We start from the raw sequence: 18,585 nt of genomic DNA on the forward strand, positions 1-18,585 counted from the left end.
CCGACTGGGTCGGCTCTTATTAAGTATTAGTGGAAGAAGTCGACTTGCTCTTTCAAGTTTCGTGCTTGTTGTTGAAGTTCAATGGCACTTTGCGAGGTTTTTGCGCTCGTGTTGCGGCTTTCTCGGTTAAGTTCACTGATAGAATGGGCATTTGCTGCAATTTCTTGTGAAACTTGAGCTTGTTCTTCTGAAGTCGCTGCAATGGCGTCGGCTTGAGAGGCTATCGACTGCACTTGTACTGCGATGGCTTCTAATGCTGTGCCCGCGTCTTGTGCTTTGTCCAAGACCTGGTTTGCACTGCGTTGGCTGTCTGTCATCATATTAACTGCATTATGAGTCGACCCTTTTAGTTTCTCGATAATTTCCACGACATCCTGAACTGAGCTTTGGGTTCGGTGCGCAAGTGTGCGCACTTCATCTGCTACAACAGCGAAGCCACGGCCTTGCTCACCTGCTCGTGCTGCTTCAATGGCGGCATTCAAGGCAAGTAAATTGGTTTGCTCAGCAATTTCATCAATCATTTTAGTGACGGTTTGAATACTCTCGCTATCGCGATTTACTTGCTCGATAGCCGTTGCTGATTGATCCAATTGATCGTTAAGTTGAGCAACGTCGATACATACGCCTTCAACAATCGCGAGACCAGACTGACTATCAGTATTTGCTGAGCGTACGTTTTCCGCAATGCTTTCGACTTGTTGTGCGACAGATTGAGCGGAAGAGGCCATTTCTTCAATCGCTGTCACAACTTGCTCGACTTCTTGTTGTTGTCGGTCGGCTTGGGTCAAATTGCTATGTGCATCGTTGGCAACGCTGGTGGAGTTGCTCTCCACTAAGTCGCTTGTTGAACGGATCTTACCAACAAGTTCATTGAGCTGACTTGCCATACTGGCGACACCCGAGCTCAGGTTCGTAATTTCATTCTTTGATGCTTTACGAGACGCTGGAATGTTCAAGCTGACTTCGCCGCCCGCTAAGCGAGTCATGTATGAGTTTAGAGTCGTGAGAGGTTGTAAGCTGCGATTCAAGAAAAGCGTCAGTACAACAAAAGTAATGATTGCCGCTACCGAAGAAATGATGGCAATGAGTGTGAGAAGCGTGTCGCTACCTTTTGTAACTTCTTTGATAAACGTACCGCCTAGCAGTTTCCAATTCCAACCTGGAACCTCTGTGTAGACAAGATACTTTTCGCCTACGTTACCTTGGTACTCGAAAGGGTAGCGAATTAATCCACTAGATTGTTCGAAAATCTGACCAAAAGGCTTGTGACCATTGTAGTCGGCGACTTCTAGTATTGACGAATCTGAGCCGCTTTTTGCTGGATGAAGTAGGTATTTACCAAGATTGTTTTCGTCGTTATCAACGATAATGGTGTAACCAGTGTCGCCCCATTTTATCTCTTCGAGTGCATCGAATAAGGTTTGTGTCGCTTGGTCTACTGGTAAACCAATAAACGATAGGCCTACTACCTTTCCTGTCGCATCTTTGATTGGGGCATAGTAGGTAATGTAGCGCTCGCCATACAATTTAATTTGAGCGTAATACGGTTGCCCTGCTTTAAGTTGCTGATAACCAGGATGGTTGATGCCTAGCGTGGTTCCGACCGCTCGTTGACCTTGTGGATCTTTTAGGGAGGTGGACACCCGAATAAAGTCGTCACCCAATGGTGCGAATAGCGTTGCTATAGCGCCGGTATCACGTGTGAAACTGTCGACCAACTTGGTGTCATTAATTAAGCTTTCACTGTATTGAGTGATGTTTGGTACTTCATGTCCCATGAAGTCAACCGTGTAATTTTCGACATAGACACCGGCAAGGTAGCCATTGCGAAAAGTAGATTCGAGGACTTTAGCGGTGTGCAGGTAAGCATCGAATTGGCCAGCAATGGTTTTTGCCATTGATTCTACTTTAGATTGGTGTTCTTTCAGCGTGCTTTCCAATAGAACATCGGAAGCGTTGCGGTAAACAAGCGCTGCAATACTGCTGAAAGCAATGAATAGACACAAAGTAATCACCAGTTTCAACTGGAATCCGACACTTTGATTTCGGTATCTCTCTAACATAGACTAATTCCTGATATTTTTATTATTTATGAGTTTTGTATCGGTATGCTATCGGTTTATATGATCAATTTTTTTGATATTTATTAATGAAACCGTCAAAAGTGACCAGTAACCAATAAGTTAGTAAAGATAGGACCATCTAAGCAGAGCTTTTATTACAAAAAAAGCCGGGTATCCCCGGCCTTTATATGGTGATTCTTACTGCGCTGAAATGACAGTGACAAGTTCATGTGTCTCACCTGGTTGGAGCGTTTGACCTTGCTCAATACTTGGTGCATGAACAGCAGACTCCACACACAACATGGTTTGATAACCATCGTCAGCCATGTCACCCATGCTTTGCGCACCTTCTGCCCAAGGGTTCCATAATACTGCTGAGTTGTGGCCTTGGTTGTGTACGCTTAGCGTACGATCCAATACCGGGTCTTTTACCAAAATTTTCGCTTCTGGTTGCGTGTAAACGCGATCAATCGTGTCAGTTAGTTGTAGAACATTACCACCTTGGCATACCGCATCAGCTTTCAAGCTATCAATGTACTCGGCACCCATGCCTGTCGTTTGTGCTTGCTTAATGTCTCCAACGTTTAGGTAAGTATGTAATGCGCCAGAGAAGGTCCAAGCCTCGTCATCAATGTTCATGACTTTGAGCGTCACTTTTAGCTCATCGCCCACTTCAATCACCAAACGAGCGTCAAACATATGGGGCCAAATATCGTGGATTTCTTCTGTCGGGAACAGAGCAAGTTCAACAATCACACCGTTATGGTTCTCACGATGTTCAACCAACTCCCATTCTGCGGTGCGGGCAAAGCCGTGAGCTGGAGCAGCAATACGCCCAAACCAAGGCCAACAAACCGGAATACCACCGCGAAGAGCAGCTTTACCATCGAAGACAGCTTTTTCGCTCATCCAGATCAGATCTTCTTGACCTTCAGGCGTGAACGACACGACATGACCACCGTGTAGCGAGATGCCTGCCGTTGCTTTGTCATGAATCACGCGGACGATTTTTATCTGATCAACTTCAACGATAGTGACGTTATCAGATAGCACCGTTAGGGCTGGGAGAGTTTTTAAATCCATGTGTAGTTTCCTATCGCTGGGGGAGAGCTTTTAGACGCGCTTCGCACATTAAATGCAACATCGAGCCTGCATTCTCTCAAATTCCAGATACAAAAAAGGCGACTCTAGAGCCGCCTTTTCTTTAACGAAGTTATTCGCTAATTGCTAACTTTCTAATTACTTAGAGATGTGAGCGATTAGGTCTAGAACTTTGTTTGAGTAACCGATTTCGTTGTCGTACCAAGATACAACCTTAACGAATTTGTCAGTTAGCGCGATACCAGCTTTAGCATCGAATACTGAAGTGCAAACTTCGCCGATGAAGTCTTGAGATACAACTGCATCTTCAGTGTAGCCTAGAACGCCTTTTAGTTCGCCTTCAGAAGCTTCTTTCATCGCTTTACAGATGTCTTCGTAAGAAGCACCGTTAACTAGGTTAACAGTTAGGTCAACTACAGAAACGTTAGCAGTTGGTACGCGGAAAGCCATACCAGTTAGTTTGCCGTTTACTTCTGGAAGTACAACGCCTACAGCTTTAGCAGCACCAGTTGAAGATGGGATGATGTTTTGAGAAGCACCACGACCACCGCGCCAGTCTTTAGCAGAAGGACCATCTACAGTTTTTTGAGTTGCTGTAGTTGCGTGAACTGTAGTCATAAGACCAGATTCGATACCGAACTTGTCGTTAAGAACTTTAGCGATAGGCGCTAGACAGTTAGTAGTACAAGAAGCGTTAGAAACGATGTCTTGACCAGCGTAAGTGTCGAAGTTTACGCCGTTAACGAACATTGGAGTAGCGTCTTTAGAAGGACCAGTTAGTACAACTTTTTTCGCGCCAGCAGTGATGTGCTTACGTGCAGTCTCGTCAGTTAGGAAAAGACCAGTTGCTTCAGCTACAACGTCAACACCGATTTCGTCCCATTTTAGGTCTTCAGGGTTGCGCTCTGCAGTAACACGTACAGTTTTACCGTTAACGATTAGGTTACCGCCTTCAACTTCAACAGTACCGTTGAAACGGCCGTGAGTTGAGTCATACTTAAGCATGTATGCCATGTAATCTACATCGATAAGGTCGTTAATACCTACTACTTCGATGTCGTTGCGCTCTTGCGCTGCACGGAATACGAAACGACCGATACGGCCAAAACCGTTAATACCTACTTTGATAGTCATTATAGTTGCTCCACAACTTAATTTCTGATTAAAGATAACTGGTAGTAAAATTACAGAATCCAGTAAACATCTGCAAGTGATAATCGGACTTAACTTGTTTAAAGTCAAAAAAAAGCGACGCTTTTTTTAACAATTCTTTGCAAATGTACGTTTTTTAAACTTTTAACTGATTCTTCTGTAGCCCAGTTGGCGTAATATAACTGGTGAGATAAGTGCTCTTATCAAATTAATTACTCATGGTGTCCTGGTGAGAAAGTATGTGCTACAACTGTTAAGAGAAGCAAGTTTTTTGCTAAAAAAGTCAATACCAAGAACAGTAAATAAGGAGCCGAAAGTCGTGGAACAAAGCGGGAAAAAAGTGACGAAGTCAGATGAACAGTGGCGTGAGCAACTGTCTGATGAAGAGTTCCGTATTTGCCGAGAGCAAGGTACAGAGCCTCCTTTCAGCGGTAAGCTACTGCATAATAAGGAAACTGGTGTTTATGCTTGTACTTGTTGTAATGCCCCTCTCTTTGTCTCTGATAACAAGTATGACTCTGGCTGCGGATGGCCAAGTTTTGATGCGCCTATCAACGATCAAGCGGTGCGCTATTTAGAAGATCTAAGTCACGGAATGGTACGTACAGAGATTCGTTGTGCAACGTGTGATAGCCATCTAGGGCACGTTTTTGAAGATGGCCCACAGACCACAGGAGAGCGTTTTTGTGTTAATTCTGTGTCGTTAATTTTCAACAAATCAGAATAATAACGACAAAATTGTGCTCGAGATTGTTTTATCCTTTCAGGATGATTCAAGCTCAACAGTGATCTGAGTGTCGCTCGACTTAAATAAAAACTCCCGCTCATTGCGGGAGTTTTTCGTTTATATCTCACTGGGTATCATTGTTGGGGAATAGATACCTTTCTCTATGGCTTTCGCCACCGATTCGGCTAATTCATCCAACTGCTTATATCGCTCTGGATGACTGAAATTGAACATACGTTGGAGCTGCTTTTCATCAGCAAGCGGTACGTCGAATCTCTTCGCGACCATTGCCCATAGATACGCTTGCTCTTTGTCTCCAAGCCCTTGATGAATACTTGCCATTGACTTGAGAATGACCGGATTGATGTTGTCTTCATCAGATAAAGACAACGCGTTATTAAGAAGCTCCAGGGTTTTCTTGGTATCTCGGTTGGTATAAAAAGTGGCTAATGCATATTGCATCTCAGCATTATTTAATTGGGGAGACCCTTCCATTTGTAAAAATGCGCGCCGAGCTTGAGTATCTCCCGTTTGAGACCATAAGAAATACAAAGTAGCCGGGTCTTCTGAACCTTTTAACTCGTTTACAATGCGCTCTAGCTCATCAATACTGTGTACCAATGCATTAAAGCGTTGTCTTTTGAGAGCACTTTGATCAATAGGGGTGATCTGGGAGGCGAGTTCTAAGCATTTCCTATATTCAGCGACCAGACCGTATTCGATGATTTGGTTTGCTTCCGATGGGTTTTTCAATTGCTCAAACCGATGCCAAACCAAATTTGTTCTTGGAATTCGACATTGGCCGTCATCCATATTGAGCTGCTCGCAACGCAGTTCTGGTGTTTTTTGGCACAACTCTTCGGTTGTCACGTTACCTTCAAAACAGCCCGATAGCACAAAACATGCGAGGCTGAGAAGTAACCAGTTTGTTCTTTTCATGGCTTTGCTTGTGATCCGTTACACCAATTCATTTTCGTATTCTTGACTCAGTTTCTTAACCCGTTATGTTCTGTAAATAGAATGTAATAAGAAGGTACACTATGGACGCAGAACAACTATTACAAGCGATGACTCCAGAAGTTTATGATCGCTTAGTCTATGCAGTAGAAACGGGAAGATGGCCTGAGGGTACAACACTTTCTAAAGAGCAGCGAGATTCGTGTATGCAAGCTGTGATGTTGTATCAATCAAAACATAATACTGATGCGCAGCATATGACGGTTGCAGCCGGTGGTGAAATCAGTTTTAAATCAAAACAAGAGCTTAAAAAACAATTCAGCGGAGAAGAGAGCGATATTGTTCGTGTGAATCCGAACATTGATTAATCCTTACGCCTTATTTCTCAAAATTTTATTATTTTGATTTTGAAAGAAAAAAGCCCAAATTGTATTGGGCTTTTTAGATCGCAGAAAGCTTGAACTTACAGGCTCATTTCACCACGCAGTACTTGTTGCATTCTCTCTTTTACTTCTTCGTAAGAAAGGTTTTGGCTTAGAAGGTAGTGTAGTTTTGCCAGCGCCGCTTCGGGCGTCATGTCAAAGCCACTGATAACACCAGAGTCTGCGAGCGCACAACCTGTGGCATATCCGCCCATATTCACTTTACCTGCCAAACACTGAGTTAGGTTTACGACAATAACGCCGCGCTCAGAGGCTTCTTTCAGGTGACCAAGCAGCTCAGGGTTCTGAGGAGCATTACCGACACCAAAAGTCAGAAGAATCATCGCATTCACGGGCTGACGAAGCGTGTTGCGGATAACTTCGTGTGAAATACCAGGGTACATGGTGATCACACCGATTGGTTGTGGCGTGATGTTGTGAACCTTAAACTCACCTTCTGGTTGTGCACCAACGGTTACGCTGTTGCTAACTTGAATATTGATCCCAGCTTCCAATAGTGGAGGAAGGTTTGGTGAAGTAAAGGCATTAAAACCGTCTGCATGAGATTTTGTACTGCGGTTACCACGCATCAATTGATTATTGAAGAACAAAGTTACTTCGTTGATCGGGTAGTTTGCCGCAATATGTAGCGCGTTTAATAGGTTTGCTTGGCCGTCAGAACGCAGCTCTGCGAGAGGGATTTGTGAACCCGTTACAATCACTGGCTTACCAAGGTTTTCAAGCATGAAAGACAATGCGGACGCTGTGTACGCCATGGTGTCAGTACCATGTAGGATAACGAAACCATCGTATTTGTCATAGTTGTCACGAATATCATTCGCAATCTGCTGCCAGTCAGCAGGTGTCATATCTGATGAGTCAATCAGAGGGTCGTATTCGTGGATGGTGTAATCCGGCATTTCAGGACGATGGAATTCGGGCATGCTTGCTAATTGCTTTTCCATAAAGCCAGCAACAGGCACATAGCCGTGGTCGGATTTTTGCATTCCGATGGTACCACCGGTGTAAGCGATGTAGATGTGTTTTCCAGTCATCGTTTTTTCTTTCGTGTAGGGGAACAGAGGCGGGGATTATATACCTAAATAACCTTGAGATGCGAGGCTATACGCACAGCATCAGAAAGTCATCTGAGGAGATGCAAAGCCTAATAAAAAGGGCACTTCAAGTAGAAGTGCCCTTTGTAATATTGATGGAAAAACTACTGCACTTGGCAGTTCAAACAAAATGCGTATTGACCTTTAGGATCGTTGAAGCTTTGGAGCAAGCTTGCGTCTTGTTCGAATTGTTGAGCTACGGGTTGAAGACTTTTTGGTAGCAAGCTTGTTGCATCAATACCTAGAGAGACTTTCACCTGTTTCATAAACTCTTGTAGAAATAGTTCAGTAGGTGAAAGAGGCTCTTCTACCCAGTAAATGCCGTAATCGGTTACGTTCGCTAGTTTCGCCGCTAGCTCTACAGCATCATCAAAGTCACCCATTTGATCGACAAGACCAAAGGATAGTGCATCTTGGCCAGTCCAAACTCGACCTTGAGCAACTTTGTCAACTTCCTCTAGAGACATATCGCGATTCTCGCCAACTAGAGAAATAAAGCGCTTGTAACCGTGCTCGATACCTAATTGGAACACTTGAGACGCGCCCTCAGAAAGGCCAGTGGTAATACCGTCACCTGAGAACGGCGATGTGCCAACGCCATCAGTGTTAATACCTAACTTGCTAAAGCCTTTTTCAAACGTGGTGATGACACTAAATATACCAATGGAGCCCGTCAGGGTTGTTGGCTGAGCAACGATTTTGTCTGCGCTCATTGAAATCCAATAACCACCAGAAGCGGCCAAACTCGACATGGATACAACAACCGGCTTACCTGCTTGCTTCAGAGCATCTACTTCGTTACGAATCACTTCAGAAGCAAAGGCACTGCCTCCTGGACTATCTACTCGTAACACGACCGCTTTCACTTTTTCATCATTGCGTGCTTGACGCAGCAAGCTTGCGACCGTGTCACCACCAACAGTTCCGCGAGGTTGTTGACCGTCCATAATCGCGCCACTTGCTAGAACAACGGCGATGTCGTGCTGAGGTAGTGTGTAATCGGGACGAATCGTTGCAAGGTAGTCGTAGTAACCAATCGCGTTGTAGCTGTCTTTGCCGTCACTACCAAACTGTTTTGCAAATAGAGTGCGAATGTCTTGGCGTGTCGCAAGTTCATCCACTAGCCCCAGTTTGACTGCGAGCTGAGCAATATCTCCATTTACAGACTTCATCTCGTTAATCAGCTCATCCATGGTTGGATTAAGCACTTTCGCATCAATGTTTCGGTTTGTTGTTACGTCATCAACAAAAGCACTCCATAATTGAGTAACCCAACGTGTTGCTGACTCTTTCGCCGCATCGGACATGTCATCACGAATAAACGGTTCGATAGCGGATTTATAAGTACCTACGCGAAAAACATGAGTAGAAACGTCAAGCTTTTCAAGTAACGTTTTGTAGTACATTGAGTAAGCGCTGTAACCTTTAATCAATACACCACCATCAGGTGCCAGATAAACTTTATCGGCGTAACTTGCCAAGTAATATTGGCTTTGGTTGTAGAAATCACCTACGGCGTAAACGGGTTTGCCTGACGCTTTAAATTCGTTCAACGCTTTCGCGATGTAACGTAGTTTCGTGAGATTTGTTTCTGGCATGTCTCGCAGTGCTAGCACTAATCCAGACACTTTAGGATCGTCTTTCGCGTAGCGAATAGTATCAACGATATCGAAAAGGACGTTTTCTTTCGGTAGCTCATTACCCAAAAGGGAACCAGCAAAAGAGTCCATTGGGTTTACATAACGTCTTTGTTCGACAATTGGGCCTGAAAGGTTCATCACCAATGCCGATTCTTTTTCGACGACAGGTTGACCGTCTCCGGTATAAGTAAAGGCAAAGTAGAAAACGGCAATCATCAGCAAGAAAATTAGGTTTGCCAGTGCGAGTCTGATGAAAGTGATACTTTTCCATATCCCTTTAAATATCAAACCAATAAATTTGAAGAGTTTTTTCATCTTGTCTCCATAACGAGATAGTTACGCCGAGTCTAACAAAGTATGGGTTCTTATCTCTAAGATCTCAAAAGATAACATTTTTTTAGCTTATCACGACCACTCAACAATTGGCATATTTTCACACGAGATTGATCGGTGTTACAAAAATGTAAACGCTTGTTTGATTTTTTGGTTGAGCAGGCTTAATCTGGTCAGACCATGATAATAACAATGGATGTTAAGTGATGTCTGCCATGTACCCAAACCTATTAAAGCCACTGGACCTCGGTTTCACACAATTACGAAACCGAGTTCTGATGGGATCAATGCACACGGGCTTAGAAGAGCACAAAGAAGGATTACAGAAGCTCGCGGCTTTTTATGAAGAACGCGCGAAAGGCGGTGTCGGACTGATTGTAACCGGAGGTTTTTCTCCTAACTTACGCGGTCGTTTACACCCGTTGAGTGCTGAATTCAGCAAGCCAAAACATGCTAAAGCCCATAAAGTTGTGACAGAAGCGGTGCACAAGCACGGTGGTAAAATTGCGTTGCAAATTCTCCATGCTGGGCGTTATGCAATGCATCCATTCTCGCAAAGTGCATCTGGCATTAAAGCGCCAATTGCAAAGTTTGCTCCGAGTGAAATGAGCGACCGCCAGATAAAGAAAACCATCGACGCGTTTGCTAATAGTGCGGAGTTAGCACAGCTTGCTGGTTATGATGGCGTCGAGTTAATGGGCTCGGAAGGTTACTTGATAAACCAATTCTTATGTAAACGTACTAATATGCGTTACGACGAATGGGGTGGCAGCTATAAAAAACGTATGCGTTTTCCGCTAGAAATTGTTAAAGCGGTACGCAAGGCGGTAGGTGACAAGTTCATCATCATCTTCCGTCTTTCTATGCTGGATCTTGTCGAGCAGGGCAGCACTTTTGAAGACGTTATCGAATTGGCGAAAGCACTTGAAGAGGCTGGCGTCACGATTATTAATACGGGTATCGGTTGGCATGAGGCTCGAATTCCGACAATTGCGACTCAAGTACCACGCGGTGCGTTTACATGGGTTACGGAAAAAGTTAAACCTCACGTTTCGGTTCCTATTATCACTTGCAACCGTATAAATACGCCAGATGAAGCAGAACGTATTTTATCTTCAGGTCATGCCGACATGGTTTCGATGGCGCGCCCATTCTTGGCCGATCCTTACTTTGTTGCTAAAGCCGAACAGGAAAAAGCGCAGCTTATTAATACGTGTATTGGTTGTAATCAGGCGTGTCTAGATAACGTGTTTAAAGGTAAGCGCGCCAGTTGCTTAGTGAACCCTCTAGCGTGCTATGAAACCGAAATTGTTGTTGAACCAGCCTTTAAAAAGAAAAACATTGCAGTTGTTGGTGCTGGACCTGCGGGCTTGGCTTGTGCGACCACACTGGCTGAACGTGGCCATAAGGTTGATTTGTTCGAAAAGAACGACCGCATCGGTGGTCAGTTCCGTCTTGCGATGCAGATCCCTGGTAAGGAAGAGTTTCGAGAGACGATACGATATTTCGCTAACCGTATTGATGAAACAGGCGTGAATCTGCACTTATCGACGGAAGCGAACTATGACTTACTCACAGAGTACGATGAGATAGTGATGGCATCGGGTGTTGAGCCACGTAAAGTCAATATTGATGGAATTGATAACCCAGAGAAAGTCGTCGACTATCAAACTCTCATTCGAGACAAAACGCCAGTCGGTGAGAAAGTGGCTATCGTTGGTGCTGGTGGCATTGGCGTAGATGTCGCGACCATGCTCACAGAGCCAGTTGGACAAACGTTGGATGACTGGTTGCATGAATGGGGAATCGACAAGGAGATGTCTCAGCCGGGTGGTTTATACCCTTACCCTGATGCGGTCAGCGATAAAGAAGTCTGGGTACTTCAGCGTCGTAAAGGTCGTGTAGGTAAAGGTCCGGGTAAAACGACAGGTTGGATCCATAAACGTACCCTTGAAAAACGGGGCGTACATTTAGTCGGTGGTGTGTCTTACGATAAAATTGATGATCAAGGTTTGCACATTCATGTAGACGGAAGCGCGCAGGTACTTAATGCAGACAAAGTTATCATTTGTGCTGGGCAAGAGTCTGTACGTCCGTTTGAAGATAAATGGTCTGAACTTGGAGAGAAGATTCATATCATTGGCGGAGCTGACCATGCGGGTGAACTTGATGCTGTGCGTGCGATTCGTCAAGGTGTTAAATTGGCGGTAAAACTCTAGCCTTTTAATGTGTGTTTACCATAAAAGCTGCGCTTTGAGCGCAGCTTTTTTGTATAGAACTAGTCACTGATATCTGGCAGTTGTTTGGCCATTACCACGCCAGCAAAAGTAATAAAAGAGAACACTAACACCACAGCTGAAAGGCTCAAGAAGTTCGACATAACACCAAGAGAGCTCATTAGAAGCAGCATTATCCCAACCACTGTGTTACTCACGGCTACATAGCTCGTCCGTTTGTCACCTTCTGCGATATCAACTAAATAGGTTTTTCGTCCGACTCGTATTCCGTCGTGGGCAATACAAACACAAAAGTAAAGCAGAGGAATCACGAATAGGAAGCTTTGGCTAGCGGTGACCCATGTATCGTAAACAAATAACACAACACCAAGTAGCGCGCTCATCATTGCGCCTATGACCATCACACTGCGGCTAGAGCGATCGGACATTCTTCCCCAGAAAGGACCTGACACAAAGGAGGCTAAGCCACTCGCAAACATAAAGAGAGCTAGCACCCAGAGCTGTCCACCCAGAGATTGCTGTGCCAGCACAACGTAGTACGGTGCACTCAGCGCAGAACATAAAAATAGTGTCCGCGTGATAACGAATCGACGAAAGGTCACGTCTGTCTTAAGTAACGCGAGTTGTTTAAATGCTTCGAGGACGCCATTTCGACCACCGTCTACCTCACCGGCATACTCATTAATTCGCGCATAGACGAATGCCGCGATGAGCCATATGACGCCCGCTAAGCCTAAACTCAGACCGTAAAAGCGCTCTGTCGGCTCTACGTCCCATAACCAGGCTAGTGCCAGAAGGCTAGCGAAAAGCAGCGTAACCAGGCCAGCAGCGCTTGAAGACCAGCCGTTGACTTGACCTCGTTGGTTTTTAGGGATGGTTTTGCCCAATACATCTTTTGATGCGACGGAATTTAAACCGCGTGAGAGGCTGAAGATCACAAGACATGCAATCACACCATAACCCGCAGCTGCTCCTGTTAGAGTTAATGCGACCAATCCGATTGCAAATATGGAAAGAGCCTGCAAGATGCTGCCAATTACCCAGACCCATTTTCTTACTGGAATGCGTCGGATGTAGTGCGCGATGCTAAGTTGTGGGATAAGGGATCCTGACTCACGAATAGGAACCAGCCAACCAATTAAGTAAACCGGAGCCCCGAGACTTTGTAGTATCCACGGCAACGTGACTTTAGGGTTGATTAACGCATCGCCGACCTTCGTTAAAAACTGAGCGAGAATGATTTTAAGAAAGTTGCCGGGAACTTGATGACAAGCTGATTCAGGAATCGCCTTACAGGCACGGGCATCTTCGTCATTAACGATCTTTTCGTAAATGCTGTTTTGTTTGTCCTTGTTCATCAACCTGCCTATGTTCAACTTATTCATTTCGCGAATAAATTAACATTAAACCCAGTTTGATGTTAAGTGAAGCACGTTATCAAGCCCCCAGAAAACCGGTTGTTATTCGCAGGAGCAGATTGTGCTAAAGTGGCGTAAACAAAATAACAACGATATTCAATAAGGATTCTTTCATGGACGCTCTCGATCTTTTGCTCAATCGCCGATCTATCGCGAAGTTATCCGCGCCTGCACCAGAAGGTAAAGCACTTGAGAACATCATTCGTGCAGGCCTTCGTGCGCCTGACCATGCGGGATTAACCCCTTGGCGTTTCGTTATCGCACAGGGCGATGGTTTGAAAAAACTGTCAGATATCTTGGTAAAAGCGGCAGAAGCTGAAAATAGTGATGAAGCGGTGGTAGAAAAGGTAAAGAATGCCCCATTTCGCGCACCAATGGTGATCACTGTTATTGCTAAAGTAACAGAACATGAGAAAGTACCAGCACTAGAGCAACACTTATCTGCGGGATGTGCTGTACAAGCGATGCAAATGGCAGCCGTAGCGCAAGGCTTTCAAGGGTTTTGGCGCTCAGGTAAGTGGATGTTCCATCCAGAAGTTCATCAAGCATTTGGTTTAGAAGGTGACGATGAGATTGTTGGTTTCTTGTACTTAGGCACGCCTGGTTGTACACCGATGAAAGTTCCTGAGCGTGATCTTTCTCAGTTTGTTGAGTTTCTATAACTGAAAACTCGAATATACTGACTGTTTATTTATACAGTTTTTCTTGATTTATTAGGGCTACATTCGATAATGTGGCCCTAATTATATTTATTTCCAAAACGTTATGTCTCGTCTGTTTATTGCTGAAAAACCAAGTTTAGGCCGTGCGATTGCCGCTGCACTGCCAAACCCTCAAAAGAAAGATCAAGGATTCATCCGCTGTGGGAACGGGGATATCGTTACTTGGTGTATCGGCCACTTACTCGAACAGGTCGAACCCGACGCTTACGATGAGCGTTACAAAAAGTGGAATATGGCAGATTTACCAATTGTTCCGCAGCAATGGCAGCTCAGACCGAGGAAAAGTGCAAGTAAGCAATTAACAGTGATTCGTAAATTGCTCAAAGAAGCTAAAGAAGTCATTCATGCAGGAGACCCAGATCGAGAGGGTCAGCTGTTAGTTGATGAAGTTCTGGACTATTGCAAGTTATCTAAAACCAAGAAGGAATCCACACAGCGTTTGCTGATTTCCGACTTGAACTTACCTGCGGTGAAACGTGCTCTCAGTTCTATGCGCAGTAATCGCGAGTTTATCCCACTTTCAGTTTCTGCATTGGCTCGCTCTCGGGCTGATTGGTTGTATGGCATGAACATGTCTCGTGCTTATACCTTGCTTGGTCAAAAAGCAGGGTATCAAGGTGTTCTCTCGGTAGGGCGAGTGCAAACGCCAGTTCTTGGCTTAGTGGTGCGTCGTGATGAAGAAATCGAAAACTTTGTCCCGAAGGACTATTTTACCCTACATGCTCTGATCCCATATCAAGATGCCAATGGTACTTTTGATATTCGTGCTCGTTGGAAGCCAAGTGAGGCATGCAAGCCTTGGCAGGATGAAGAAGGGCGAGTGTTAAACCGTAAGTTAGTGGAAAACGTTGCAAACCGTATTGCAAATCAACCCGCGAAAGTGACGGAGTCGGAACAAAAGCAAACCAAGCAATCAGCACCATTACCTTATTCATTATCTGCTTTACAGATCGATGCAGCGAAGCGCTATGGTATGAGTGCGCAACAAGTACTAGATACTTGTCAGGCATTGTATGAAAAGCACAAGCTGATCACTTACCCGCGTTCAGATTGTCGCTATTTACCGATGGAACACTACTCACAAGCAGGGACGGTGACAACTGCTATTGCGAACAACGCAAAAGAGTTGCAAGGTGCGGTTCAGGGAGCAGACTTAACATTAAAGTCCAAAGCCTGGAACGATAAAAAAGTGGATGCGCACCATGCGATTATCCCTACACCGAAGCAAGCTAATGTGAATGCGCTTTCCGGCAATGAGATGAAGGTGTATCAATTGATTGCGCGCCAGTACCTCATGCAGTTCTATCCGGCGGCGGTTTACGCAGAAGCGAAATTGGTTTTCGATATCGCTGGTGGTACGTTTGTCGCGAAAGGTCGTCAGTTAGTTTCGCCGGGTTGGAAAGCGCTAATGGGCAAAACTGACAAGGAAGATGAAGGTATTGATGCCGTGCCACCGCTACCCGAAGGCACCGTGTTAACTTGTCGTGAAGGGGAAATAAAAGACCGAAAAACCGAGCCACCAAAGCATTTTACCGAGGCATCGTTGTTGCAAGCGATGACCGGGATCGCCCGTTACGTTGCGGATAAAGAACTGAAAAAAATCCTTCGTGACACTGATGGGCTAGGCACGGAAGCGACTCGCGCTGGTATTTTGGACACGCTGTTCAAACGCCAACTGCTTACGCGTCAAGGTAAGTCAATTCTCAGTTCTCCTGCGGGAAGAGGTCTCATTCATGCCTTGCCAGAAGATTCAACATACCCTGATATGACGGCTCATTGGGAGCACCAGTTACAAGGTATGGCAGAGAGAAATCAAGCATATCAGCCGTTCATGCAAGCACTGGAACAACGCATTGATAGCTTGATGGCACAAGTAAAAGCAGGCCCTATCCCTGATTCATTACGTCATCTACCCAAGGTGGAACGTCCTGCGTTTAAACGTAAAAAGCGCAGTTATTCAAAGAATGGTGGCGCGACTAAATCTCGTGCAACCAAAGGTAAGCAGGCATAGGACAAGCGCGGCGTAATTAAACTCCGCGCATGCTTGAAAATAGATTACTCGAACAGATCACCGTGGTTTTGGATCGCACCTCTTACTTCACCTTGAGTTAACACGCGTTTGTCCAGTACCTCTTTCACCTGGTTGCCCAAGTCAACTAATGTATCTCGATTCGCTTGAGTTTGGCGTTTACCAGCACTTCTCAAGCAGTAATTTAGTTCGTGCTCTTCGCTAAAATTAACCAAATCCCTATCTGCTGCCATCGTGCTTTCTCCTTATTTGTTCTACTTTTTCCTAAGTCTGGATTGGATGTAGATAAATTCAAGTTAGATTGCGCGAATTATGCTGGTGGATCACTGATGAACATTATGTTTGCCAACCAAGTCACGATTATGAAGCCTGGCTTTGATGGTATTTGGTTTAGTGATGGTTGTGTCTTAATGCTGCTACCAAGGTAACTCAGTACCATCGTAGTTAATAAATCGACCTGAAAGCTGCGGTGTGCTCAGCTCTATCACGTTCGCTAGGCCTTGCGCGGAGGTTTGCGTATCTATCAAAGCATTTGGCCCGCCCATCGCCGTTTTTACCCAACCAGGGTGAAGCGCTAAAACGGTAAATCCTTCAGGTGTTAAATCATTACTCAAGCTTTTCACAACCGAGTTAAGCGCCGCTTTCGATGAGCGATAAACATAGCCGCCGCCGGACGTATTTTCGGTCATACTGCCGACTTTTGATGAGATACAAGCAATCTTTTTCATCTTGCCTTGTTGTAAGCGAGGGTAACAGTACTCAACCAGTTTTAACGGAGCAATGGTGTTTACTTCGAAGACTTTACGCCATGCTTCTACGTCAGTGTTTCCAAAGCCATATCCCTTGGGGCCGTAATATCCTGCATTATTGATGAGTAAGTCGATGGCAGGGAGTTTATCGGCAAGCTTAGCGACTTGTTCGTAGTGAGTGACATCCAGTTCGTGCAAAACCAGATTGCTGAATTGTGAGGCTAGAGTTTGTAGTTCTGAACTGTTCTCTAAGGAACGGCTAGTAGCATGTACTTGGTGGCCTTGCTTCAGGTACAGCTCAGTTAAGCTAAGGCCAATGCCGCGATTTGCTCCGGTAATAAAGACGGTTTGACTCATACAAACACCTATGTTTTTTTGATTTCAGTTGAAAGTCATTGTGTTAGCTAAGCACAATAAAATCAACCAACCACCACGCACCAACAACGAGAGATGAAAATAGGGACAGAGCACAAAGAGAGCCAAACAGTGCGCCGAGAATAGCAAAGAAAGTAGAATTCATATGTATATTAAATTTAATTGATATTGAAAATCATTATCAATTAAATTGCATTTTATTCAACCCTTGAAGTTGATACTATTTCGTTACCATTGTTATTAAGAATTTCTCATGCTGCCACTTATCTACCACCCGATTTATTCTCAACTTGAGTTGCCAGAGGGGCATCGTTACCCAATTATGAAATACCAGTACCTCTATGAATCGGTATTGGTGCATATAGAGAAAGATAACTGGAAAGAGCACGCGCAGTTTTTCCAGCCCGAAGCATTAACTGTTGGGGAAGTAAAACGTGTTCATGACGAGGAATACGTCGAGTTACTTGTTAGTGGAAACATGCCAGCTGCGAAGATGCGCCGAATAGGTTTTCCTTGGAGTGAGTCTCTCATTACCAGAACGCTAACTTCAGCAGCGGGCACGGCTCTGACCGCAAAAAAGGCACTTGAGTACGGTGTGGCCATTCATTTGAGTGGTGGGTATCACCACGCACACAAAGAGTTTGGCAGTGGTTTTTGTTTATTTAATGACTTAGTGATCGCGGCCAGGCAAGCGCTCGAAGTCGAGCATGTCGATAAAGTATTGATCATTGATAGTGATGTTCACCATGGGGATGGAACAGCAACTTTATGTGACGATGAGCCAGATATCATCACGCTTTCTTTCCACTGTGATAAAAACTTCCCAGCGAGGAAGCCTCAGTCTGACCTCGATGTGCCTTTGGTGCGAGGAACAGGTGATGAGGATTTTTTAATGGCGTTTAAAGAAGTGGTCGATATGGCACTTAATCTTCATCGCCCTGATTTGGTTATCTACGATGCTGGTGTCGATATACATCAAGACGATGAGCTTGGATATTTTGATGTGTCGACGCAAGGGATTTTAGAACGTGATAGATTTTTAATGCAAACAGTGAAATCTCGAGGTATCCCTGTCGCAGCTGTCGTTGGAGGTGGATATCGAACGAATCATGCTGACCTCGTCCCAATTCATTTGCAGCTTATCAATGCCGCTAAAGAAGTCTTTATTGATGAGTAGATACAACTAGACGTAAATATCAAATTGATTCAACACTGGAACGAACGAAAAGGGCATTAATTTTTTGTGGGTTCTTTCTGAGTGTGGCGGAGTGCTTAGTTGCGTTCAAGAAGTGATAAGTGATTTGTACAAATCTTTTTAAGTCTGGAGATGCGAAAAAGCCCGCTAATTTCTTAGCGGGCTTTTTCTAAAAGTGGCGGAGAGATAGGGATTTGAACCCTAGATACGCTATTAACGTATGCCGGTTTTCAAGACCGGTGCTTTCAACCACTCAGCCATCTCTCCGTTGTTGAGGCGCATAATATAAGGCTTTGAAAATGTTGTAAACCCCTAGTTGAACTGATTGGATGTTTACTGCGCAAATTTGT

At 44.7% G+C, this 18,585-nt stretch carries 15 protein-coding genes and 1 tRNA gene; 6 read left to right on the forward strand and 10 right to left on the reverse strand.

What is annotated here, in order from left to right; all coding sequences use genetic code 11:
- Positions 1 to 26 precede the first annotated feature (26 nt).
- The 3 genes from R7Q09_RS00480 to gap form a co-directional block, all read right to left on the reverse strand.
- A complete protein-coding gene (locus R7Q09_RS00480; RefSeq protein WP_225495499.1) occupies positions 27 to 2,063 on the reverse strand; it encodes a methyl-accepting chemotaxis protein in 2,037 nt (678 codons plus the stop codon).
- Positions 2,064 to 2,261: 198 nt separating this feature from the next.
- A complete protein-coding gene (locus R7Q09_RS00485; protein WP_033907352.1) occupies positions 2,262 to 3,146 on the reverse strand; it encodes a D-hexose-6-phosphate mutarotase in 885 nt (294 codons plus the stop codon).
- 156 nt (positions 3,147 to 3,302) lie between these two features.
- Positions 3,303 to 4,298, reverse strand: coding sequence for a type I glyceraldehyde-3-phosphate dehydrogenase (gap, locus tag R7Q09_RS00490; RefSeq protein WP_005380697.1), 996 nt, complete (start codon positions 4,296 to 4,298; stop codon positions 3,303 to 3,305).
- 337 nt (positions 4,299 to 4,635) lie between these two features.
- On the opposite strand from gap, the gene msrB reads away from it, so the two are divergent.
- A complete protein-coding gene (gene msrB, locus R7Q09_RS00495) occupies positions 4,636 to 5,043 on the forward strand; it encodes a peptide-methionine (R)-S-oxide reductase MsrB (RefSeq protein ID WP_042522504.1) in 408 nt (135 codons plus the stop codon).
- Positions 5,044 to 5,160: 117 nt separating this feature from the next.
- On the opposite strand, the gene R7Q09_RS00500 is transcribed toward msrB, so the two are convergent.
- A complete protein-coding gene (locus tag R7Q09_RS00500; RefSeq protein ID WP_042522503.1) occupies positions 5,161 to 5,982 on the reverse strand; it encodes a DUF2989 domain-containing protein in 822 nt (273 codons plus the stop codon).
- A 101-nt stretch (positions 5,983 to 6,083) separates the two neighbouring features.
- On the opposite strand from R7Q09_RS00500, the gene R7Q09_RS00505 reads away from it, so the two are divergent.
- Positions 6,084 to 6,368 (forward strand): YeaC family protein, encoded by a 285-nt coding sequence (locus tag R7Q09_RS00505; protein ID WP_005380700.1) that lies wholly within the window; start codon positions 6,084 to 6,086, stop codon positions 6,366 to 6,368.
- A gap of 95 nt (positions 6,369 to 6,463) precedes the next feature.
- On the opposite strand, the gene ansA is transcribed toward R7Q09_RS00505, so the two are convergent.
- A complete protein-coding gene (gene ansA / locus R7Q09_RS00510; protein ID WP_318070786.1) occupies positions 6,464 to 7,477 on the reverse strand; it encodes an asparaginase in 1,014 nt (337 codons plus the stop codon).
- Positions 7,478 to 7,641: 164 nt separating this feature from the next.
- Entirely contained in the window at positions 7,642 to 9,492 is a 1,851-nt protein-coding gene (gene sppA / locus R7Q09_RS00515; RefSeq protein ID WP_238970015.1) for a signal peptide peptidase SppA, read from the reverse strand.
- Positions 9,493 to 9,716: 224 nt separating this feature from the next.
- Here sppA and R7Q09_RS00520 point away from each other — a divergent pair, with 224 nt between their 5' ends.
- Positions 9,717 to 11,729, forward strand: coding sequence for an NADPH-dependent 2,4-dienoyl-CoA reductase (locus tag R7Q09_RS00520; protein WP_005380708.1), 2,013 nt, complete (start codon positions 9,717 to 9,719; stop codon positions 11,727 to 11,729).
- A gap of 59 nt (positions 11,730 to 11,788) precedes the next feature.
- Here R7Q09_RS00520 and R7Q09_RS00525 read toward each other — a convergent pair whose 3' ends face one another.
- Complete coding sequence (locus R7Q09_RS00525; RefSeq protein ID WP_025767195.1) at positions 11,789 to 13,105, reverse strand: MFS transporter; 1,317 nt, start codon at positions 13,103 to 13,105, stop codon at positions 11,789 to 11,791.
- A 173-nt stretch (positions 13,106 to 13,278) separates the two neighbouring features.
- Between R7Q09_RS00525 and R7Q09_RS00530 the strand changes: the two genes are divergently transcribed.
- Both R7Q09_RS00530 and R7Q09_RS00535 read left to right on the forward strand, forming a co-directional pair.
- Positions 13,279 to 13,827, forward strand: a complete 549-nt coding sequence (locus tag R7Q09_RS00530) for an NAD(P)H nitroreductase (protein WP_005380711.1) — start codon at positions 13,279 to 13,281, stop codon at positions 13,825 to 13,827.
- 103 nt (positions 13,828 to 13,930) lie between these two features.
- Positions 13,931 to 15,898: a DNA topoisomerase III gene (locus R7Q09_RS00535; RefSeq protein WP_137282282.1), complete on the forward strand. Its 1,968-nt coding sequence runs from the start codon at positions 13,931 to 13,933 to the stop codon at positions 15,896 to 15,898.
- A 44-nt stretch (positions 15,899 to 15,942) separates the two neighbouring features.
- Here R7Q09_RS00535 and R7Q09_RS00540 read toward each other — a convergent pair whose 3' ends face one another.
- Positions 15,943 to 16,149, reverse strand: a complete 207-nt coding sequence (locus R7Q09_RS00540; RefSeq protein ID WP_005380717.1) for a hypothetical protein — start codon at positions 16,147 to 16,149, stop codon at positions 15,943 to 15,945.
- A gap of 183 nt (positions 16,150 to 16,332) precedes the next feature.
- Positions 16,333 to 17,022: an SDR family oxidoreductase gene (locus tag R7Q09_RS00545; protein ID WP_238970014.1), complete on the reverse strand. Its 690-nt coding sequence runs from the start codon at positions 17,020 to 17,022 to the stop codon at positions 16,333 to 16,335.
- Positions 17,023 to 17,293: 271 nt separating this feature from the next.
- Between R7Q09_RS00545 and R7Q09_RS00550 the strand changes: the two genes are divergently transcribed.
- A complete protein-coding gene (locus tag R7Q09_RS00550; protein WP_238970013.1) occupies positions 17,294 to 18,217 on the forward strand; it encodes a histone deacetylase in 924 nt (307 codons plus the stop codon).
- A gap of 194 nt (positions 18,218 to 18,411) precedes the next feature.
- Here R7Q09_RS00550 and R7Q09_RS00555 read toward each other — a convergent pair.
- Positions 18,412 to 18,502 (reverse strand) — tRNA-Ser (locus tag R7Q09_RS00555).
- Between the last annotated feature and the right edge of the window lie 83 nt (positions 18,503 to 18,585).

This window comes from Vibrio sp. 2130-1 (assembly GCF_033339515.1).

Bases quoted from the DNA above. Each gene is read 5' to 3' on its own strand.
- sppA (WP_238970015.1), bottom strand. From the start codon at position 9,492: ATGAAAAAACTCTTCAAATTTATTGGTTTGATATTTAAAGGGATATGG.
- R7Q09_RS00480 (WP_225495499.1), bottom strand. From the start codon at position 2,063: ATGTTAGAGAGATACCGAAATCAAAGTGTCGGATTCCAGTTGAAACTG.
- R7Q09_RS00505 (WP_005380700.1), top strand. From the start codon at position 6,084: ATGGACGCAGAACAACTATTACAAGCGATGACTCCAGAAGTTTATGAT.
- gap (WP_005380697.1), bottom strand. From the start codon at position 4,298: ATGACTATCAAAGTAGGTATTAACGGTTTTGGCCGTATCGGTCGTTTC.
- R7Q09_RS00500 (WP_042522503.1), bottom strand. From the start codon at position 5,982: ATGAAAAGAACAAACTGGTTACTTCTCAGCCTCGCATGTTTTGTGCTA.
- R7Q09_RS00485 (WP_033907352.1), bottom strand. From the start codon at position 3,146: ATGGATTTAAAAACTCTCCCAGCCCTAACGGTGCTATCTGATAACGTC.
- R7Q09_RS00535 (WP_137282282.1), top strand. From the start codon at position 13,931: ATGTCTCGTCTGTTTATTGCTGAAAAACCAAGTTTAGGCCGTGCGATT.
- R7Q09_RS00525 (WP_025767195.1), bottom strand. From the start codon at position 13,105: ATGAACAAGGACAAACAAAACAGCATTTACGAAAAGATCGTTAATGAC.
- R7Q09_RS00550 (WP_238970013.1), top strand. From the start codon at position 17,294: ATGCTGCCACTTATCTACCACCCGATTTATTCTCAACTTGAGTTGCCA.
- R7Q09_RS00530 (WP_005380711.1), top strand. From the start codon at position 13,279: ATGGACGCTCTCGATCTTTTGCTCAATCGCCGATCTATCGCGAAGTTA.
- R7Q09_RS00545 (WP_238970014.1), bottom strand. From the start codon at position 17,022: ATGAGTCAAACCGTCTTTATTACCGGAGCAAATCGCGGCATTGGCCTT.
- R7Q09_RS00520 (WP_005380708.1), top strand. From the start codon at position 9,717: ATGTCTGCCATGTACCCAAACCTATTAAAGCCACTGGACCTCGGTTTC.
- R7Q09_RS00540 (WP_005380717.1), bottom strand. From the start codon at position 16,149: ATGGCAGCAGATAGGGATTTGGTTAATTTTAGCGAAGAGCACGAACTA.
- ansA (WP_318070786.1), bottom strand. From the start codon at position 7,477: ATGACTGGAAAACACATCTACATCGCTTACACCGGTGGTACCATCGGA.